This is a genomic window from Paracoccus sp. 22332 (assembly GCF_052045125.1).
Classification (GTDB): Bacteria; Pseudomonadota; Alphaproteobacteria; order Rhodobacterales; family Rhodobacteraceae; genus Paracoccus; species Paracoccus haematequi_A.
Genome location: NZ_JBQEOI010000002.1, coordinates 45,828 through 64,051, shown reverse-complemented (window position 1 = coordinate 64,051; position 18,224 = coordinate 45,828). Strand labels below are relative to the sequence as shown.

General features: G+C 66.8%; 17 protein-coding genes, 2 tRNA genes and 1 pseudogene. 11 read left to right on the top strand and 9 right to left on the bottom strand.

Translation table 11 applies throughout. The annotated features are described in order from the left end of the window. Window positions 1-42: 42 nt before the first annotated feature. Both ACTJI6_RS02205 and ACTJI6_RS02200 read left to right on the top strand, forming a co-directional pair. Window positions 43-138, top strand: a tRNA-Sec gene (locus ACTJI6_RS02205). A 17-nt stretch (window positions 139-155) separates the two neighbouring features. Continuing rightward, window positions 156-536: a hypothetical protein gene (locus tag ACTJI6_RS02200; RefSeq protein ID WP_440797440.1), complete on the top strand. Its 381-nt coding sequence runs from the start codon at window positions 156-158 to the stop codon at window positions 534-536. Here ACTJI6_RS02200 and ACTJI6_RS02195 read toward each other — a convergent pair whose 3' ends face one another. Beyond that, a complete protein-coding gene (locus ACTJI6_RS02195; protein WP_440797438.1) occupies window positions 537-920 on the bottom strand; it encodes a hypothetical protein in 384 nt (127 codons plus the stop codon). It lies immediately after the preceding gene. Between the two features lie 146 nt (window positions 921-1,066). Between ACTJI6_RS02195 and tig the strand changes: the two genes are divergently transcribed. From tig to ACTJI6_RS02180, 3 genes are all read left to right on the top strand, one after another. After that, entirely contained in the window at window positions 1,067-2,401 is a 1,335-nt protein-coding gene (gene tig, locus ACTJI6_RS02190; RefSeq protein WP_440797436.1) for a trigger factor, read from the top strand. A 99-nt stretch (window positions 2,402-2,500) separates the two neighbouring features. Next, window positions 2,501-2,920 (top strand): DUF1489 family protein, encoded by a 420-nt coding sequence (locus ACTJI6_RS02185; protein WP_126155633.1) that lies wholly within the window; start codon window positions 2,501-2,503, stop codon window positions 2,918-2,920. Window positions 2,921-2,961: 41 nt separating this feature from the next. Beyond that, window positions 2,962-3,035 (top strand) — tRNA-Gly (locus ACTJI6_RS02180). A gap of 164 nt (window positions 3,036-3,199) precedes the next feature. Here ACTJI6_RS02180 and ACTJI6_RS02175 read toward each other — a convergent pair. Together ACTJI6_RS02175 and ACTJI6_RS02170 are read right to left on the bottom strand one after the other, a co-directional pair. Further along, window positions 3,200-3,490: pseudogene (locus ACTJI6_RS02175) on the bottom strand (transposase); the annotation flags it as partial. Between the two features lie 142 nt (window positions 3,491-3,632). Then, window positions 3,633-4,652, bottom strand: coding sequence for a ribose-phosphate pyrophosphokinase (locus tag ACTJI6_RS02170; RefSeq protein WP_126155681.1), 1,020 nt, complete (start codon window positions 4,650-4,652; stop codon window positions 3,633-3,635). Between the two features lie 82 nt (window positions 4,653-4,734). Between ACTJI6_RS02170 and ACTJI6_RS02165 the strand changes: the two genes are divergently transcribed. Together ACTJI6_RS02165 and ACTJI6_RS02160 are read left to right on the top strand one after the other, a co-directional pair. Next, window positions 4,735-5,334 carry a 2-hydroxychromene-2-carboxylate isomerase gene (locus ACTJI6_RS02165; RefSeq protein WP_440797433.1) on the top strand — a complete coding sequence of 200 codons (600 nt, stop codon included), beginning with the start codon at window positions 4,735-4,737 and terminating at the stop codon, window positions 5,332-5,334. Beyond that, window positions 5,331-6,107: an alpha/beta fold hydrolase gene (locus ACTJI6_RS02160; RefSeq protein ID WP_440797431.1), complete on the top strand. Its 777-nt coding sequence runs from the start codon at window positions 5,331-5,333 to the stop codon at window positions 6,105-6,107. Before ACTJI6_RS02165 ends, ACTJI6_RS02160 begins: the two co-directional genes overlap by 4 nt. A 423-nt stretch (window positions 6,108-6,530) precedes the next feature. Here the strand turns inward: ACTJI6_RS02160 and ACTJI6_RS02155 are convergent, their stop codons facing one another. Together ACTJI6_RS02155 and rsmI are read right to left on the bottom strand one after the other, a co-directional pair. Beyond that, window positions 6,531-6,845 (bottom strand): YraN family protein, encoded by a 315-nt coding sequence (locus ACTJI6_RS02155; protein ID WP_440797429.1) that lies wholly within the window; start codon window positions 6,843-6,845, stop codon window positions 6,531-6,533. 128 nt (window positions 6,846-6,973) lie between these two features. After that, on the bottom strand, window positions 6,974-7,882 hold the full coding sequence (rsmI, locus tag ACTJI6_RS02150) for a 16S rRNA (cytidine(1402)-2'-O)-methyltransferase (RefSeq protein WP_440797427.1): 909 nt from the start codon (window positions 7,880-7,882) through the stop codon (window positions 6,974-6,976). Between the two features lie 89 nt (window positions 7,883-7,971). Between rsmI and ACTJI6_RS02145 the strand changes: the two genes are divergently transcribed. From ACTJI6_RS02145 to murJ, 3 genes are read left to right on the top strand one after another with little or no spacing between them, the layout of a single operon-like run. Continuing rightward, window positions 7,972-9,180 carry a penicillin-binding protein activator gene (locus ACTJI6_RS02145; protein WP_440797425.1) on the top strand — a complete coding sequence of 403 codons (1,209 nt, stop codon included), beginning with the start codon at window positions 7,972-7,974 and terminating at the stop codon, window positions 9,178-9,180. Between the two features lie 11 nt (window positions 9,181-9,191). Then, window positions 9,192-11,966, top strand: a complete 2,775-nt coding sequence (locus ACTJI6_RS02140) for a [protein-PII] uridylyltransferase (RefSeq protein ID WP_440798013.1) — start codon at window positions 9,192-9,194, stop codon at window positions 11,964-11,966. Window positions 11,967-11,969: 3 nt separating this feature from the next. Beyond that, complete coding sequence (gene murJ, locus ACTJI6_RS02135) at window positions 11,970-13,499, top strand: murein biosynthesis integral membrane protein MurJ (protein WP_440797423.1); 1,530 nt, start codon at window positions 11,970-11,972, stop codon at window positions 13,497-13,499. Here the strand turns inward: murJ and ACTJI6_RS02130 are convergent. Continuing rightward, window positions 13,496-14,251 (bottom strand): SDR family NAD(P)-dependent oxidoreductase, encoded by a 756-nt coding sequence (locus ACTJI6_RS02130; RefSeq protein ID WP_440797421.1) that lies wholly within the window; start codon window positions 14,249-14,251, stop codon window positions 13,496-13,498. The two genes, murJ and ACTJI6_RS02130, sit on opposite strands and share 4 nt — an antisense overlap. Before the next feature lie 51 nt (window positions 14,252-14,302). Beyond that, the gene (locus ACTJI6_RS02125; protein ID WP_440797419.1) at window positions 14,303-15,004 is read right to left on the bottom strand and encodes a rhomboid family intramembrane serine protease; all 702 of its coding nucleotides are present in this window, start codon (window positions 15,002-15,004) and stop codon (window positions 14,303-14,305) included. 75 nt (window positions 15,005-15,079) lie between these two features. Here ACTJI6_RS02125 and trpS point away from each other — a divergent pair, with 75 nt between their 5' ends. Next, the gene (trpS, locus tag ACTJI6_RS02120) at window positions 15,080-16,114 is read left to right on the top strand and encodes a tryptophan--tRNA ligase (protein ID WP_126155690.1); all 1,035 of its coding nucleotides are present in this window, start codon (window positions 15,080-15,082) and stop codon (window positions 16,112-16,114) included. 353 nt (window positions 16,115-16,467) lie between these two features. Here trpS and ACTJI6_RS02115 read toward each other — a convergent pair whose 3' ends face one another. Both ACTJI6_RS02115 and ACTJI6_RS02110 read right to left on the bottom strand, forming a co-directional pair. Then, window positions 16,468-17,448, bottom strand: a complete 981-nt coding sequence (locus tag ACTJI6_RS02115) for an LLM class flavin-dependent oxidoreductase (protein WP_440798011.1) — start codon at window positions 17,446-17,448, stop codon at window positions 16,468-16,470. Window positions 17,449-17,592: 144 nt separating this feature from the next. Continuing rightward, window positions 17,593-18,171 carry a GNAT family N-acetyltransferase gene (locus ACTJI6_RS02110; protein ID WP_440797416.1) on the bottom strand — a complete coding sequence of 193 codons (579 nt, stop codon included), beginning with the start codon at window positions 18,169-18,171 and terminating at the stop codon, window positions 17,593-17,595. Window positions 18,172-18,224 lie beyond the last annotated feature (53 nt).

Below are 18,224 nucleotides of genomic sequence, written 5' to 3'. Positions count from 1 at the left end.
CGTCGCATCAACCCGCATCGCGCCGACCTGTTCGGCGAGCCTGGAAGGGAATCGTCCCCGGTGGGGCGGCCGGACTTCAACTCCGGTTGGGGCAGCGAGACTGTCCCGGGTGGGTTCGACTCCCATTCCCTTCCGCCATCATCCGAAGGCCGGCCATGACCGATTTCGACGACTGGCTGCGCGCCACCTTCGCGGAAACGCAGGGCTTCACCCTGCTGATCGTCTTGGTCGGCACGCAGGGGGGTCGGGTCGATCTGCTGCGGTCGGCGCATCTGCATGTGATCGGCGACGATATCGCCTGGCCTGACATGGCGGCGCATCTGGACGGATCGGGCGTGGCTTGGGACGCGGTCGCGCTGTTTCGGGCGGGGCGCGAGGGGCTGGTGGCCGACAGCATCGCCAAGGAGCGGCTGGATCAGCTTATGCGCGCCCTGAACGGCGACCGGACGCTGATCCGGGACGGCGAATTCTTCAATCGCGACGGGCTGCGCCTGCGGCTGGACGATGCCGAGCCGCAGGTGCCGATCCTGAACTGATCAGCAGGCGGCGGGCGCCGGGTCCGCGCGCCCGGCCAGATCCAGCCCGCGCGCGGTCGGCGGCTGCCAGGTGGGCGACTGCGCCACCGCGCCCTGGGTGTTGGTGCCCAGGACGGAACCGCCCAGACCCCCGCTCCACCCGCTGCTGCCGGTGTTGTTGGCGTCGGTGCTGTCGGCGCTAGGCTGTGGGGCGGTCGCGGCCTCGGCCACGGTGTCGCGGGCCGGGCAGTCGCCTTCGCCCGACTGGCCCTGCGCCTCGGTCCTGGCGGCGGGGGCCTCATTCACGGCGCGCGGCTGGTCCACGGCGGGGACCGGCGCGGTCTGCGCCCAGCCGGTGCTGGCCGCAAGAAGGCTGGTGGCGATGATGGCGCTGATGCGGGTCATGGCGGGCCTCTGACACGAAGGGAACGGCGGAAAACGCCCAGGCTGCGGCGCGGGTTCCGCTTGCAGCCTGCGGCCTCGGCGACTAGAAGGGCGGGAATTTTTCAGGCCGCCCCGGCTTTGGCGGCCCCTATGGCACGAGGACGATGATGCAGGTCAAGGAAACCCAGAACGACGGTCTCAAGCGGGGCTACCAGTTTACGCTTCCGGCAGCCGATTTGGCCGCGACGGTCGATGCGAAGCTGAAGGAAGCCCAGCCCGAGGTCGAACTGAAGGGCTTTCGCAAGGGCAAGGTGCCCCTGGCCATGCTGAAGAAACAGTTCGGCCCGCGCATCCTGGGCGACGCCATGCAGGATGCGATCGACGGCGCGCTGAAAAAGCACCTGGACGAATCCGGCGACCGTCCCGCCACCCAGCCCAAGGTCGAGATGCAGAACGGCGAAGGCTGGAAGGAAGGCGACGACGTGGTCGTCAACGTCTCGTACGAGGCTCTGCCGCCGATCCCCGAGGTCGACCTGTCCAGCCTGACCCTGGAAAAGCTGACCGTCCCGGCCGAGGACGCGGCAATCAACGAAGCCTTGGAAAACCTGGCGAAATCCGCCCAGAACTTCGAGGACCGCCGCAAGGGCAGCAAGGCCAAGGACGGCGACCAGGTGGTCATCGACTTCAAGGGCTTCGTCGACGGCGAAGCCTTCGAGGGCGGCGCCGGAGAGGATTATCCGCTGGTGCTGGGGTCCAACAGCTTCATCCCCGGTTTCGAGGACCAGCTTGTCGGCGCCAAGGAAGGCGACGACGTGACCGTCTCGGTCAAGTTCCCGGAAGAATACGGCGCCAAGCACCTGGCGGGCAAGGACGCGACCTTCGAATGCAAGGTCAAGGCCGTGAAGGCCCCGAAACCGGCCGAGATCGACGACGAACTGGCCAAGAAATTCGGCGCCGAGGATCTGGAGGGCCTGAAGAAGCAGATCGCCGGCCGCCTGGAGCAGGAATATGCCGGCGCCGCCCGCGCGATCCTGAAACGCTCGCTGCTGGACCAGCTGGATCAGAAGGTGAAGTTCGACCTGCCCGAATCGCTGGTCGAGGCCGAGGCCCAGCAGATCGCGCACCAGCTGTGGCACGAGGAAAACCCCGAGGTTCACGACCACAACCACGGCAGCATCGAACCGACCGACGAACACAAGAAGCTGGCCGAGCGGCGCGTGCGCTTGGGCCTGCTGCTGGCCGAGATCGGCCAGAAGGCCGAGGTGACCGTCACCGACCAAGAGATGACCCAGGCCGTGCTGCGCGCCGCGCGCCAGTATCCGGGCCAGGAACGGGCCTTCTTCGAATTCGTCCAGCAGAACCAGGCCGTGCAGCAGCAGCTTCGCGCCCCGATCTTCGAGGACAAGGTGGTCGACCACATCGCCGAACAGGCGAAGGTCACTGAAAAGACCGTCACCAAGGAAGAACTGGAAAAGGCCGTCGAGGCCCTGGACGAGCTTTGATCGCCCGCTGAACCCTGCTTCGAAAGGCCGCGCCGTCCGCGCGGCCTTTTCGTTTGCGCCATCCTTGCGACCGGCCGCCCTGCCCGCTATCTTGCGGTCATGTCAGGCCAACTCCACCTCATGAAGCTGTGCGTCGGCGCCGAAGGCCCGGACGATCTGCTGGAATGGCAGCGCCGCTTCGGCGACGGCCCCGCCGTCCATGTCACCCGCATGTGGCCCAAGCGGGAAGACGAACTGCTGGCGGGCGGCTCGATTTATTGGGTGTTCAAGGGGGTGATGCTGGCCCGCCAGCGGATCGTCCGGCTGGACGAACACCACCGCGACGACGGCATCCGCCGCTGCGCCCTGATCCTGGACCGCGACATCGTGCCCGTGACGGCCGTGCCGCGCCGCCCGTTCCAGGGCTGGCGCTATCTTCCCGCCAAGGACGCCCCCGCCGACATGCCGCGCGGCCGCGCGGGCGACGCCGCCCTGCCTCCGCAGATGGCCGCCGCCCTGGCGGAAATGGGCCTTGTCTGACGCTTGACGACGCCCCGGCCATCGGTTAGCCAAGGCGCCACGCGGGTGTAGCTCAATGGTAGAGCAGCAGCTTCCCAAGCTGAATACGAGGGTTCGATTCCCTTCACCCGCTCCAAACCATCTCAAAGATTACGTCAGAATAGAAGCGATTGCTTGTCTTCCGTTCTGACACTTCGCGTTTAGAAGTTTTTCGGAAGTGGCTTGAGTGGCCAAAATCGACTGCTCGGGGACAATCTGCCCCAGACTTTCCCCCAGACCTTGCAGCCCCTTCTCGCTTCACGATCGCCCACACGCAGCGTCAATCATCTGGAGCTTGTCGGGCGCGAGCCCCGTGTGGTTCAGGGCATCCAGGATGTTCTCCAACAGCCAGCGAGAGTCCAAGGGCCGAAACTGGCGGTAGACAGATGACCACTTGCCGAACTCCTCTGGCGGATCCCGCCAGGGCGCGCCCGTTCCCGCGACCCGGAAAACTCTATCCAGAACAAGCCGATGATCCGCAGGCTTGCGCCTGTTAGAATGCCGGACCGCGCGGATGAAGCCCTCGAAAAAGGCCCAGTCATCGTCGGACATCAGGTTGCGCGCCAAGCTCGTCCCCCACGCAGAGATGATCTTGAATCACAGCCGACCGTGCAGGGGAGTCCCTTTTGTCAACACGACCTGGACCTCTTCTTACTCAGATATTCCCGCCGGCCACATCGGATGGGGCCGGGCCCTACAGGCTGGAATACAGGCCTTCATAGATCGGCAGCAGCGTGTCCGTCTCGAACAGGCTGCTGACCGAGGTGCCGTTCCAGATGTTCAGGATCGCCTGCGTGAACATCGGCGCGGTCGGCACGATGCGGATGTTCGGCGCCGACTTGACCGCCTCGGTCGGCTGGATCGAATCGGTGATGACCAGCGATTTCATCACCGACTTGCTGACGCGTTCCACCGCCGGGCCGGACAGAACGCCATGGGTGATATAGGCGTGGACCTCGGTCGCGCCGCTGTCGGTCAGGGTCTGCGCGGCCTTCACCAGCGTCCCGGCGGTGTCGCAGATATCGTCGACGATGATGCAGACCTTGCCCTCGACATCGCCGATCACGGTCATCTCGGCCACCTCGCCCGCCTTCTCGCGGCGCTTGTCGACGATGGACAGAGGCGCGCCGATCCGGGTCGCCAGTTCCCGCGCACGGGCCACGCCGCCCACGTCGGGGGATACGACCATCAGATCCTGCATCCGGCCCCGGAAATGATGCTGCACGTCCAGCGCAAAGACCGGCGCGGCGTAAAGGTTGTCCACCGGAATGTCGAAGAACCCCTGGATCTGGGCCGCGTGCAGATCCAGCGTCAGCACCCGGTCGATCCCCGCCTCGGTCAGCAGGTTCGCCACCAGCTTGGCGCTGATCGGGGTGCGGGCCTTGGCGCGGCGGTCCTGACGGGCATAGCCGAAATAGGGGATGACCGCCGTGATCCGCGCCGCCGAGGACCGCTTCAGCGCGTCCGACATGATCAGCAACTCCATCAGGTTGTCGTTCGCGGGGTTCGAGGTCGGCTGGATGATGTACATATCCTCGCCGCGCACGTTCTCGAACACCTCGACGAAGATTTCCTGATCGTTGAAGCGTTCCACCCGCGCGTCGCACAGGCTGACATTCATGCCCCGGTGCATCGACATGCGCCGGGCGATGGCCGCCGCCAGCGTGCGGTTGGCATTGCCGGAAATCAGCTTGGGTTCGGTCATGACGGGCATGGATGGGCCTTTCGCGGGGATTCGCCAGATTGCGCCCGCCTTACCACCGGGCTAGCCTGCGGGCAAACCGCGAAGGATCGTCATGCCGACCATCGACTATTATTTCGGAACCATCAGCCCCTGGGCCTATCTGGCAGGCGACCGGCTGGAACGGATCGCCGACCGCCACGGCGCGACGATCACCTACAAGCCGCTGGACATCCTGCAGCTTTTCGACCGCACCGGAGGCGTCCGCCCGGCCGACCGCCATCCCAGCCGGATGGAGTATCGCGCCCAGGAACTGCCCCGCTGGGCCGAGCACCTGGGCATGGCGCTGAACGTCCGGCCTGCATTCTGGCCGGTGAACATGGCGCCCTCCTCCTATGCGATCATCGCCGCGCAGCAGGCGGGCGGCGGCGATCTGGGCGGGCTGGTGCAGGGCGTCCTGCGCGCCGTCTGGGCCGAGGACCGCGATATCAGCGACGATGCGGTGATCCGCGACATCCTGGGCGCGCATGGCTTCGATCCCGCCCTGGCGGACAAGGGGCTGTTCATCGGCGCCGAGACCTATGGCCGCAACCTGGAACAGGCGGTCGAGGCCGGAGCCTTCGGATCGCCCTTCTATATCGTCCGCGAAACCGGCCAGCGGTTCTGGGGCCAGGACCGGCTGGAGTTCCTGGACCGGCACCTGTCTGCGGCATGAGCGGCATCCACAAGCGGCACTGGCCGGGCGACAAGGATCGCCCGGCCCTTGCGCTGCATTGCATGATGGGCAACGCGGCCTATTGGGGACCGATCGCCGCGCGGCTGGGGCGTCGGGTCGATCTGTCGGCCTTCGACATGCCGGGCCATGGCCGCAGCGGACCTTGGACGGACCAGCCCGGTGGCCCCGACTTCCACACCGCCGTGACCCGGATCGCCGCCAGTTTCATCGACCGCCCGCTGGACCTGATCGGCCACAGCCTGGGCGCGACCGTGGCCCTGCGCATCGCCGTGGCCGCGCCGGAGGCCGTGCGCAGCCTGACGCTGATCGAGCCCGTGCTGTTCGCCGCCGCGCCGGACCCGGAACAGGCAGCCCGCGACGCGGCCTTGGCGGATCTTCTGGCCCAGGGGCGGGCCGAGGACGCCGCGCGCGGGTTCATCGACATCTGGGGCGCGCAGCCCTTCGACACGCTTCCCCGACCCGCGCAACAGACCATGGCCCGGCAGATCGGTCTTGTCGCCCAGACAGAGGACACCCTGACGCGGGACCAGGCCGGCATCCTGCGGGACGGAGGGCTGGAATCCATCGACGCGCCGGCCATGATCATTGCCGGCGAACGTTCTCCGACCGTGATCCACCGCATCGCCGATGCGCTGGCTGCCCGCCTTGCCGATGTCGGCCGGGCCTCCATGCCGGATGCGGGGCACATGCTGCCCCTTACCCATCCCGACCAGACCGCCGGACTGATCGCCCTGAACCTGGACAGGATCTAGACCGCGCAGTCGTCCTTGTGCGGGCCTGCGCCGAAGGTCAGCCACCCGGCCCGGTTCCGCGCCACATGTGTATCGCCCCTGGTCTGGAAAGCGATCTCGAAGCCTGGCCGGGTGACGCTGTCCGGGATCGGCCTGCTGGTTGGCACTGTGGCCGATAGCCCCCATGGACACCGACATGAACGGCGCGCGCCTCTCAAAGAACACCGCCTGCCGGATCACGCGCGGCCCCTTGCACGGCCACAGCGGAGGGTGGTTTGCGAAGGCCGAGAACAGCAGGGAGGATCCCCGGCAAACGCCCACCGCATGATGGTCGAATGCCTCATCCTCAAGATTCCTTCGACAGAAGGATGTCCAATCCCCGGTCCTGTTCGAGCGGACGCTTAGAGATTTCGGCTCTTTCCTGACCAGCCTGACCCTCGCCTCTCAGGCCAGGGCCTCCTCGAACGCGCGCTCAAGGATTTCCACCTGTCCCCGACCGTCCACCAAGGCGGCGTCAAAGCGCAATTCCGGCAAGGGCATCTGCCCGGCCGCCTCGCAATATTCCAATGCAGCGCGCATGATGCGGCCCTGTTGCGCGGCGCCCAGCCGACAGGCAGCGTCTTGGTGGGAGAAAGACTGCTTGACCTCGATAAAGACCAGGCATTCCCCATGTCTCGCGATCAGGTCGATTTCCCCGGCCTTGCCACGCCAACGCCGCGCCAGGATCGTCATGCTCTTGCCTTCAAGCACGCGCGCCACGCTGTCCTCGGCCAAGGCACCGGACAGATGCGCAAGGCGTCCCCGTGTCCTGCGGGTCAGGGACACCTGCCTGGCTTGCGGCGGCACCGCCCAGGGCAGGTCCAGCGGTCTGACGGCATGGCCCATTCTCAATCCGTCCCTTCATCCGCCAGCCCGAGCGCGATCTGATAGACATCGCGCCGCGCCATTCCCAATTCCGCCGCCACCTCGCGGGCGGCATCCTTCACCGTCATCGACGCCAGCCGCGTTCGCAGTGCGGCGCGCACCGTCTGCCCGTCCGCCTGCACCGGCTTCGGCCGGTCCACCAGCATCACGACCTCTCCCTTCAGGGTGGCCATGCGCGGATCCTGCGCCAGTTCGGCGGCGGTGCCCCGGATCACCTCCTCGAACCGTTTGGTCAGTTCCCGCGCCACCACTGTAAGTCGATTCGCGTCAACCTCGCACATCTCTTTCAATGTTTGATTAACGCGCCTGGGGCTTTCGAACAGGATCAGCGTGGCATCGACCGCCATCCAGTCGCGCAGCCATGTCAGCCGGGCGCCTTTCGTTGCTGGCGGAAAGCCCAGGAACAGAAAGCGGTCGCTGGGCAGGCCCGACAGGCTCAGCGCGACCAGCGGTGCCGAGGGGCCGGGAATGGCATGGACCCGATGGCCCAGGGACGCCGCCTCTCGGGCAAGGCGGTATCCGGGATCGGCCACCAGAGGCGTCCCCGCGTCCGAGGCATAGGCGATGCTGGCCCCCTCCGACAGGGCCGCCATCAATCCGGGCCGGGCACGTTCGCCGTTATGGTCGTGATAGGGCAGGATCCGCCTGCCCCGCAGCGGAATGCCGTGGATGTCCAGCAGGTGGCGCAGCACCCGCGTATCCTCGGCCGCCAACAGGTCTGCGGCATTCAGCACGTCAAGCGCGCGCAGCGTGATGTCGCGCGCCGTGCCGATGGGCGTCGCCACCAGATAGAGGCCGGGGTCCAGCCGCGCCGCCTCGACATGGGCCGACAGGCGATGGGCGGATTGGGGTTCTTCGCGTGTTCCGGTCATCGCCTTCTCCTTCCGACTGATTGCCAAGCAGGCCCGTTGGTCCTAGGCTGCGCGCACCTCGCCGATACCTTACAGCAGGGAAGTTTCATATGGTCGTTTCCGCCACAACCCGGCCCGCCGCCGGATTGCGCCGCGCCTTTACCCGTGCCGCTGCCATCCTGTCCGCCTTCGTCCTGGCGGCCTGCGACCCCGTAGGAGGATCGCAGCAGGCCAGCGGCCCCGCCATCGGCCCGCTGATCAACCCAGGCGAGCCGGTGCGGGTTGCCCTGCTGGCGCCGGGCGGCAGCGGATCGGCCGATCTGGAATGGCTGTCGCGCAGCCTCAAGAACGCCGCGCGCATGGCCGCCGCCGACGCGCAGGGCGCGACGATCGACCTGCGCGTCTATGACACCGGGACCAGCACGGAACAGGCCGTGGCCCAGGCCAATGCGGCCGCTGATGCGGGCGCGCAGATCATCGTCGGCCCCCTGTTCGCGGAAGGCGCCAATGCCGTGGGCAATGCCATGCGGCCGCGCAACATCAACGTCCTGTCATTCTCCAACAATGCCGAGATCGCGGGCGGCAACGTCTTCATTCTGGGCAACAGCTTCGCCAATATCGCCGATCGGCTGGTCGGCTATGGCGTCCGCCAGGGCAAGCGCAACATCTATGTCGTGGCCGAGGATGACATCGCCGGACAACTGGGTGGGCGCGCCATCGAGACCGCCATCGCCCGCAACCGCGCGCGGCTGGCGGGGCGCATCAACCACCCCGTCTCGGTGACCGGCATCGACACCGTGGCCCCGCAGATCGCCGCGGCGGCCCAGTCGGGGCAGGTGGATGCGGTGTTCATGACGGCCAACAACCAGGCTGTCCTGCCCTATCTGACGGAAAAGCTTGCCGCCGCCGGGGTGCGGTCGCCCGTCACGCAGATGATGGGTCTGACCCGCTGGGATCAGCCGCCCGCGCGCATGACCCTGCCCCAGTTGCAGGAAGGCTGGTTCGCGATCCCCGATCAGGGCCTGCGGGCGCAGTTCGACGCCCGCTATCGCGGCGCCTATGGCGAACAGCCGCACGAACTGGCCAGCCTGGCCTATGACGGCGTTGCCGCCATCGCATCGCTGGTGCGCAGCGGACAGCGCAATGCCCTGACGACGACGGGGCTGACGCAGCGCGCGGGCTTTGCGGGGGTCGGCGGCGTCTTCCGGCTGCGGCCCGACGGAACCTCGGAACGCGCCCTGGCGGTGGCCACCCTGCGCGGCAACCGGCTGGTGATCCTGGATCCGGCGCAGCGCGGCTTTGGCGGCGCCGGGTTCTGATCTTGGCCGACCTGCCCGAGACGACGCTTCTGCAAAGCGCCCCGGCCCTGTCCGGGGCGCATCCCATCTTCGACCCCGCCGCCTTCCTGCCGATCCTGGACGGGGCGCTGTCGGGCCTGACCGAAGGCCGGGCGATCCGGGCGCGCACCGTGGCCCTGCTGTCGGACGCCCGGTCCGAGGCCATGCGTGCCATCGAGGCGGGCCTTGCCAGCCACCCCCGCGCCGCGCGCGAAACCGTGCGCGCCATCGCCACCCTGACCGACGGCATCGTCATCGCCACCCATCATGTCGCCACCACCTGGCTGCATCCCCAGCGGTCCCCGTCCGAGGCCGAACGGCTGGCGGTGCTGGCCGTCGGCGGCTATGGCCGGGCGGAAATGGCACCCGAATCCGACGTGGACCTGCTGTTCCTGACGCCGTGGAAGATCACCGCCTGGGCGGAAAGCGTGGTCGAATCCATGCTCTACATCCTGTGGGATCTGAAGCTGAAGATCGGCCATTCGATTCGCAGCGTGGACGACTGCATCCGCCTGGGCGCGGGCGACATGACCATCCGCACCTCGCTGGTGGAACACCGGCTTGTGACCGGCCACGCCCCCCTGGCCGAGGAATTGCGCGAACGCCTGTGGGTCGAGCTGTTTTCCAGGACCGTCCCCGAATTCATCGAGGCCAAGCTGGAGGAACGATCGGCCCGCCACCAGCGGCAGGGCGGGCAGCGATACGTCCTGGAACCCAACGTCAAAGAGGGCAAGGGCGGGCTGCGCGACCTGCAAACGCTGTACTGGATCGCCAAATACATCCACCGCGTGGACCGCGCCGTCGAACTGGTCGATCTGGGCGTCTTCACGCGCGAAGAACATCTGGCCTTCTGGCAGGCCGAGGATTTCCTGTGGGCCGTGCGCTGCCACCTGCACCTGATCGCGGGCCGTCCGGTGGATGTCCTGTCCTTCGACATGCAGGTCGAGGTGGCGCGCCGCATGGGCTATCGCGACACATCCGCCCGGCGCGGGGTGGAATATTTCATGCAGGATTACTTCCGCCACGCCACCCATGTGGGCGAACTGACCCGCGTCTTCCTGACGGAACTCGAGGCCCGCCATGTCCGCAGCGCGCCCTTCCTGGGCCGGCTGTTCCGCCGCCGCCGCAAGCTGCGGCACGGCTTCGTCGACAACCTGGGACGGCTGGCCATCGCTGACGACGCGGCCTTTCTTCAGGACCCGCTGAACATCCTACGCCTGTTCGAAGAGGCGCTGCGCACCGGCATCCTGATCCACCCCGACGCCATGCGGCTGGTCGCGGCCAATCTGGACCTGATCGACGACAAGGTCCGCAGCGATCCCGAAGCGACGCGGATTTTCATGGATCTGCTGCTGAAGCACGGCAATCCCGAACGCGGCTTGCGCCGCATGAACGAACTGGGCGTGCTGGCGGCCTTCATCCCCGAATTCGAACCCGTCGTGGCGATGATGCAGTTCAACATGTATCACCACTACACGGTGGACGAACACTCCATCCAATGCGTCGCCGCCCTGGCCGAGATCGAGCGGGGCGAGCACCCGGAAGATCTGCCCCTGTCCAGCGAGATCATGAAATCGGGCATCAACCGCCGTGTTCTCTATCTGGCGGTGCTGCTGCACGACATCGGCAAGGGACGGCGCGAGGATCATTCGATCCTGGGCGCGCGGCTGGCGCGGCGGATCGCGACCCGGTTCGGCTTTCCCCAGGACGACATCGACACCGTGGAATGGCTGGTGCGCAACCACCTGCTGATGTCGGACGTGGCGCAGAAACGCGACATCGCCGACCCGCGCACCCTGCGCGATTTCGCCAAGGCGGTGAAGACCCGCAAGCGGCTGGACATGCTGCTGGTGCTGACGGTCTGCGACATTCGCGGCGTCGGCCCCGGCACCTGGAACAACTGGAAGGCCGCGCTGCTGCGCAGGCTGCACGAGGAGACCGCCCTGGTCCTGGAAAACGGGCTGGAGGAGATGAACCGCGACCGCCGCCAGACGGAAGCCAAGCGCAGCCTGCGCCATCTGCTGATCGCCAAGGGATGGGAGGCCAAGGCCATCCGGGCCGAGCTTGGGCGCCATTACGACAGCTATTGGTCGGGGCTGCCCACTGAAACGCAAGCCAGCTTCGCCGAAATGCTGAACGGCATCGGACCGGACGAAATCCGCATCGACCTGCGCGCCGATCCCGACCGCGACGCCACCCGCGCGGCCTTCGTGCTGGCCGACCATCCGGGGATCTTTTCACGGCTCTGCGGGGCGCTGACGCTGATGGGCGCGAACGTGGTCGATGCGCGGACCTATACGACGCGGGACGGCTTTGCGACCGCCGTATTCTGGGTGCAGGATCCCGATGGCAGCCCCTTTGACGAAGACCGGATGCCCAGGCTGCGCCAGAAGATCCTGAGCATCCTGAGGGGAGAAATCGTCGCGCGCGAGGCCTTTGCGACCCGCGACAAGCCCAAGAAGCGCACGCGGGAATTCAGGTTCCCGACCCATGTCACCTTCGACAACGAAGGCAGCGACATCTATACCATCATCGAGGTCGACACCCGCGACCGTCCCGGCCTGCTTTATGACCTGACCCGGACGATGGCCGCGAACCATATCCAGATCGTCAGCGCGGTGATCGCCACCTTCGGCGCGCAGGTGGTGGACAGTTTCTATGTCAAGGATATGTTCGGCCTGAAACTGCACAGCGACGCGAAACGCGACGCCTTGGAAAAGAAACTGCGTTCGGCCATCGCCGACGGGGCAAAACGGGCAGAGGCATAAATCATGAAATCGGGACTGGTGCGCGGATTCCTCTCGGTAGGGATCTGGACCTTCGTGTCGCGCGTCTCGGGCTTTGTCCGCGACATCCTGATGGCCGCCTGGCTGGGCAGCGGCGCGGTGGCCGACGCCTTCTTCGTGGGCCTGTCGCTGCCCAACATGTTCCGCCGCTTCTTCGCGGAAGGCGCCTTCAACACCGCCTTCGTGCCGATGTTCGCCAAGAAGCTGGACGACCGCACGGATGCCCAACGCTTCGCGTCCGAGGCGTTTTCGGGCCTGTTGATGTCGGTGCTGATCCTGTCTGCCGGGGCGATGGTCTTCATGCCGGGGCTGGTCTGGCTGATGGCATCCGGCTTTGCGGGGGATGAACGCTTTCCACTGGCGGTTCAATACGGCCGGATCATGTTCCCCTATATCCTGCTGATCTCTCTGGCCTCGATGATCTCGGGCGTCTTGAACGCGAACGGCCGCTTCACCGCCGCCGCCGCCGCGCCGGTGCTGCTGAACCTGCTGTTCATCGCGGCGATGGCGGTGGCCTGGTGGCAGGGCTGGGACGTGGGGCTGACGCTGGCCTGGGCCACGCCGCTGACCGGGATCGCGCAGCTGGCGCTTGTCTGGTGGGACGCGCACCGCACCGGCTGGTCCTTCGCGCCCCGCCGCCCCCGCCTGACGCCCGACATGCGCCGCCTGCTGGCCGTGGCCCTGCCCGCCGCCTTCGCCGGGGGCGTGGTGCAGATCAACCTGCTGGTCGGCCGCCAGGTCGCCAGCCATTTCGAGGGCGCGATTTCCTGGCTGTCCTATTCCGACCGCCTGTATCAACTGCCGCTGGGCGTCGTCGGCGCCGCCGTGGCGGTGGTCCTGCTGCCGGAACTGGCGCGGCGGCTGCGGGCGGGCGATCATGCGGGCGGGCAATCGGCCTATTCCCGCGCCACGGAATTCGGCCTGTTCCTGACCCTGCCCGCCGCCTTCGCCATCGCCGTGATCGCCGAACCCATGGTCCGCACCCTGTTCGAACGCGGCCAGTTCACCGCTTACGACACCGCCCAGACCGCCCGCGCGCTGATCGTCTATGCCTTCGGCCTGCCCGCCTTCGTGCTGCAAAAAATCCTGCAACCGCTGTATTTCGCGCGCGAGGATACCAGGACGCCCTTCCGCTATGCCCTGTGGTCGATGGTGGTCAATGCCATCGTGGCCTTTGGGCTGATGCCCTGGCTGGGCTTCCTGGCCGCGGCCCTGGGCACCACGGTCGCCGCCTGGATCATGGTCGCGCAGCTGTGGTGGGGCACCCGCGCCATGGGCGACGCCGCCCGCGCCGACGCCCGCCTGCGCCGCAAGACGCCGCTGATCGTGCTGTCCTCGGCGCTGATGGCGGGGGCGCTGTGGCTGATGATGGATTGGCTGGACGCGGTCCAAGTGGGGAAGGTGCCGGGTCTGGCGATCCTCGTCTTCGGCGGGGCCGCGATCTATTTCACGCTCAGCTTCGCGACCCGCGCCTATCGGCTGTCCGACCTGAAGGCGGCGGTGCGCCGGCGCTAGCGCGCCGTATAGCCGCCGTCGACCAGGTGATAGGATCCGGTGATGAAGCTGGCCTGATCAGACAGCAGGTAAAGCACCAGCGAGGCGACCTCATCGGCCGTGCCCAGCCGCTGCAAGGCATGTTGCGTGGCAAGATAGTCCAGCGTCTGCCTGTCCAGATGCTTGTCCAGCATCGGCGTGCTGATGAAGCCCGGACCGACCGCGTTCACGCGGATCCCGTCCGCCGCATGTTCCAGCGCGGCCGCCTTGGTCAGCCCGTTCACCCCGTGCTTGGCCGCGACATAGGCCGAGGATTTGGCGAATCCCACCGATCCCAGGATCGAGGACAGGTTGACGACGGCCCCGCCGCCCGCCCGTTTCATCGCCGGGATCGCAAAGCGCATCCCCAGGAAGACCCCGATCAGGTTTACGTCGATGACCTTCCTCCAGGCCTCGACCGGATAGTCGCCCGTTGTCGCCTGCGCGCCGCCGATCCCGGCATTGTTGACCAGATGCGACAGCGATCCGGTCTCGTCCTCGGCAAAGCGGACAAGCGCCTGGATGTCGCTTTCAGAGGCCACATCGGCCGCGAAGGCCAAGGCCCTGCCGCCCGCCGCGACGATGGCATCCGCGACCTTCTGCGCGGCATCCCGATTCAGGTCCGATGCGATAACTGTGCCGCCCGCCGCCGCATAGCCCTCGGCGATGGCGCGCCCGATGCCGGAAGCGGCGCCCGTCACGATGCCTGTCCTGCCTGCGAATTCGATCTTCATGCCTTGTCCTTTCCTGGATGTTAAACTGCGCCGATCATTGCACGGAAACCGTCAGCGCGCCCTGATCTGGCGCAAGACCCGCTGCACCCCGCCATCGACCAGCAGGAAGCTGAGAGCGAAACCCACGAAGAAACCGGCGACCTCGGCGATCCAGCCATAGCCCGCGCCGCCGAAGACGATGCCGAAGACAAGCTGAAAGGCCAGCAGCATCCCGATCAGCGTGAAGGCCCGCATCCGATTGGCCTGGACGGCCCCCAGCCGTGTCCACAGCAGGAAGGTGAAGGCCCCGACAAGCCCATAGACCGCCGGATAACCGCCGATCAGCGGCCCGACGCGACCCGGCAGCAGCGAAATCGCCGCCGTATAGACCAGGGCGCCGCCGAGGGCCGATCCCAGGAACAGCGCGATCACCGCCCAGGGCCGGAACTCCCGCGCGATCATGTTGCCAAGCGCCAGGGTGAAGACCACCACGAAGGCCGCATGGGTGAACGAGGAGTTGACGAAGCTGTAGGACAGGATGCGATACGCTTGATCCCAATCGACCGCGCCCAGGTGCCACATGCGCTGCACCATCTCGGGCGCGAAGGCCGTCATCTGCATCGCGGACAGCCGCAGCCCCACCCCCTGCGCGCCGCCGATCAGCCCGGTCTGGCCCAGCAGGAACACGATCTCTCCGGCGATGGCGGGCAGACACAGCGCCCAGACGGCGGCGGGGATCGGGTTGAGGGGCGAGACGGGCATGGCCTGGCGCATCGGGTTTCCTTCGCGGTTGCGGTCGCTTTGGCCAAGGGCTAAGCCACTGGCAGCGAAAATCCAAGCAGGCCCGACATGACCGAGACGCCGAAAACCCGTTTCACGCCGCGCATCTTTTCCGGGATCCAGCCTTCGGGCGGGCTGACGCTGGGCAATTACCTGGGCGCGCTGAAACGCTTTGCGGCGCTGCAAGGCGGCCCGGCGCAGACGATCTATTGCCTGGTGGACCTGCACGCGATCACCGTCTGGCAGGAACCCGACAAGCTGCGCCGCAACATCCGCGAGGCTGCGGCGGCCTTCATGGCCTCGGGCGTGGATCCGCAACAGTCGATCCTGTTCAACCAGTCCCAGGTTTCCGCCCATGCGGAAATGGCCTGGCTTTTCAACACGGTGGCCCGCGTCGGCTGGATGTACCGGATGACCCAGTTCAAGGACAAGGCAGGCAAGAACACCGAAAACGTCAGCCTGGGCCTGTTGGCCTATCCGGCGCTGATGGCCGCCGACATCCTGACCTATCAGGCGACCGCCGTCCCGGTGGGCGAGGATCAGAAACAGCACCTTGAGCTGACCCGCGACATCGCCGCCAAGTTCAACCACGATTACGGGGTCGAGCAGTTCCCGATCACCGAACCCCTGATCGAGGGCGTGGCGACCCGCGTCATGTCGCTGCGTGACGGGTCGAAGAAGATGTCGAAATCCGATCCTTCGGATGCCAGCCGGATCAACCTGACCGACGATGCCGACGCCATCGCCCAGAAGATCCGCAAGGCGCGCACCGATGCCGATCCCCTGCCGGGCAGCCTCGACGGCCTGAAGGACCGGCCCGAGGCGAAAAACCTGGTCAATATCTATGCCGCGCTGTCGGATGAAACCCCCGATCAGGTGCTGGCCCGGTTCGAGGGTCAGGGCTTCGGTGCCTTCAAGCCCGCCCTGGCGGAACTGGCCGTCGCCGCGCTGGAACCCATCACCCGACGGATGAACGATTTCATGGCCGACCCCGCGGAAATCGACCGCATCCTGGGCGAAGGCGCGATCCGCGCAGACGAGATCGCCACCCCGATCCTGGAGCGCACCAAGGAGATCATGGGCCTGCTGCGCACCCGCCCCTGATTCCCCGACGCCCGCCCTTCCCAAGCCGCCGCTGCCTGCCGCATCGGCGGCTTTTTCACGGCCCGCACCGCAGGGCCGCAGTTTCCCTTTGCGGGTAAGGCCTTGCGCCAGTTCCGACTGAAATAGTCAACTATCTGATTTCAATGCATTTTCCTTGCATCACCCCTGCGGGGTCGGTATAAGGGATGCAACGAAGCCAGCAAGCGACACCGCCAGCCAGCTTTCCGAACCTCCAGCAAGCCAGCGTTCCGCCAGCCAGCTCGTGGTTCAACCTGCCAGCGTCTTGCCAGCAGCATCGGGACATCCGCCAGCAAGACAGCCTCGCGCCATCCTGCCAGCACCGCCTCGCAGCCCTACAGGGATCGCATCACATCCGCCGCGATCTCGAAGCTATGCAGCCGCGCCTGATGGTCATGGATCTGCCCGGTCAGGATCACCTCATCCGGTCGATGCTGGGCGATCAGCGCCTGAAGCTGGTCCTTCACCTGCCCCCTGTCGCCCACAGCGCTGATCCGCAGCGCCTCATCCACCATGCGCCGCATCTGCGGGCCGATCTCGGCATCCAGATCGGCCACCGGACGCGGCAGCTTGCCCGGCATTCCCGTGCGCAGCCGCGCAAAGGCCAGTTGCATCGAGGTGCGCAGATAGCGGGCCTGCTCGGCGTCATCCGCCGCAAAGACGTTGATCGCGATCATCACCTGCGGCCTGTCGTTCCAGGGGCCAGGGCGAAAGCGTTCACGATAGACGGCAACGGCACGTTCCATGTCGCCCGGCGCGAAATGGCTGGCAAAGGCATAGGGCAGGCCCAGATGCGCGGCAAGCTGGGCGCCGAACAGGCTGCTGCCCAGGATCCAGACGGGGACATTGGTCCCCTCGCCCGGCAGCGCACGGACGGCGGCGCCGGGCCGTTCCGGACCAAGGTAATCCAGCAATTCGACCACATCCTGCGGAAAGCTGTCGGCCATCGGATCGCGGCGCAGCGCCCGGATCACGGCGCCATCGCCGCCCGGCGCGCGCCCCAGCCCCAGGTCGATGCGACCGGGAAAGGCGGTCGCCAGCGTGCCGAAAGCCTCGGCCACGGTCAGCGGGGCGTGGTTGGGCAGCATGATCCCGCCGGCGCCCACGCGCATGGTGCGCGTCGCCTGCGCCACCAGCCCGATCAGGACGGCGGTCGCAGCACTGGCGATGCCCGGCATGTTGTGATGTTCGGCCAGCCAGAACCGGCGATAGCCCCAATCTTCGGCATGACGCGCGAGGTCCAGGGTGTTGCGGATCGCATCGGCAGGCTCGGCCCCTTCGGGCACCGGCGACAGATCCAAAAGAGAAAACGGAATGCTCATGAGCCCGAGCTATGATCTCGGCCCCGGAATGCAAGCGGTCGGATGCAGAATCGGCAACCGGCCCTCTTCTGTGCACAAGTATCCTCGGGGGTGAATGGCGCGCCCGCGCGCCAGAGGGGGCGCGAGCGCCCCCTGCCCTTACATCTTGCGCAGATAGGTCCAGGTCGGAACACGCGCATCGCGGGCCACCGACCAGCTTTCCGCGTCGCCCAGATAGACGAAGCCGCAATTCGTCAGCACGCGGGCCGAGCCGGGGTTGTCCTGGAAAACCTCGGCGAACAGGGTGCGGGCCTTGTGCGGGTTGGCCTTGACCAACGCCTCGACCGCTTCGGTCGCGAAGCCGGTGTTCCAGAACCCCGCGCCGATCCAGAAGCCCAGTTCGGACTGGTCGCCCTCCATCCGGGTCAGCGAGACGACGCCCAGCAGTTCCGCCAGCTTGTTGGCCGATCCGTCGATGGCCCACACATCCTCGGTCCGGTCGGCGGACAGGGCGCGCGCCACGAATCCCTCGGACGCGCCGGGCGGCAGGGGATGGGGGATGGCCCGCGTTCCCTCGGCCACCCGTTTGTCCGCGGTATAATGCGCGATCATTCCCGCGTCGGACGGACGCAGGGGACGCAGGATGAAACGTTCGGTTGCGATGACGGGCTGGTTCAGCGCGGCGTCCGAGACCTTGAAGTCGTCCAAACGCGTCCCCTCCCGCATCGGTGCTGACATGACCATTTTTCCTCCCCGGAAAAACAACTGGGGACCGGCTTTCGCCGATCCCC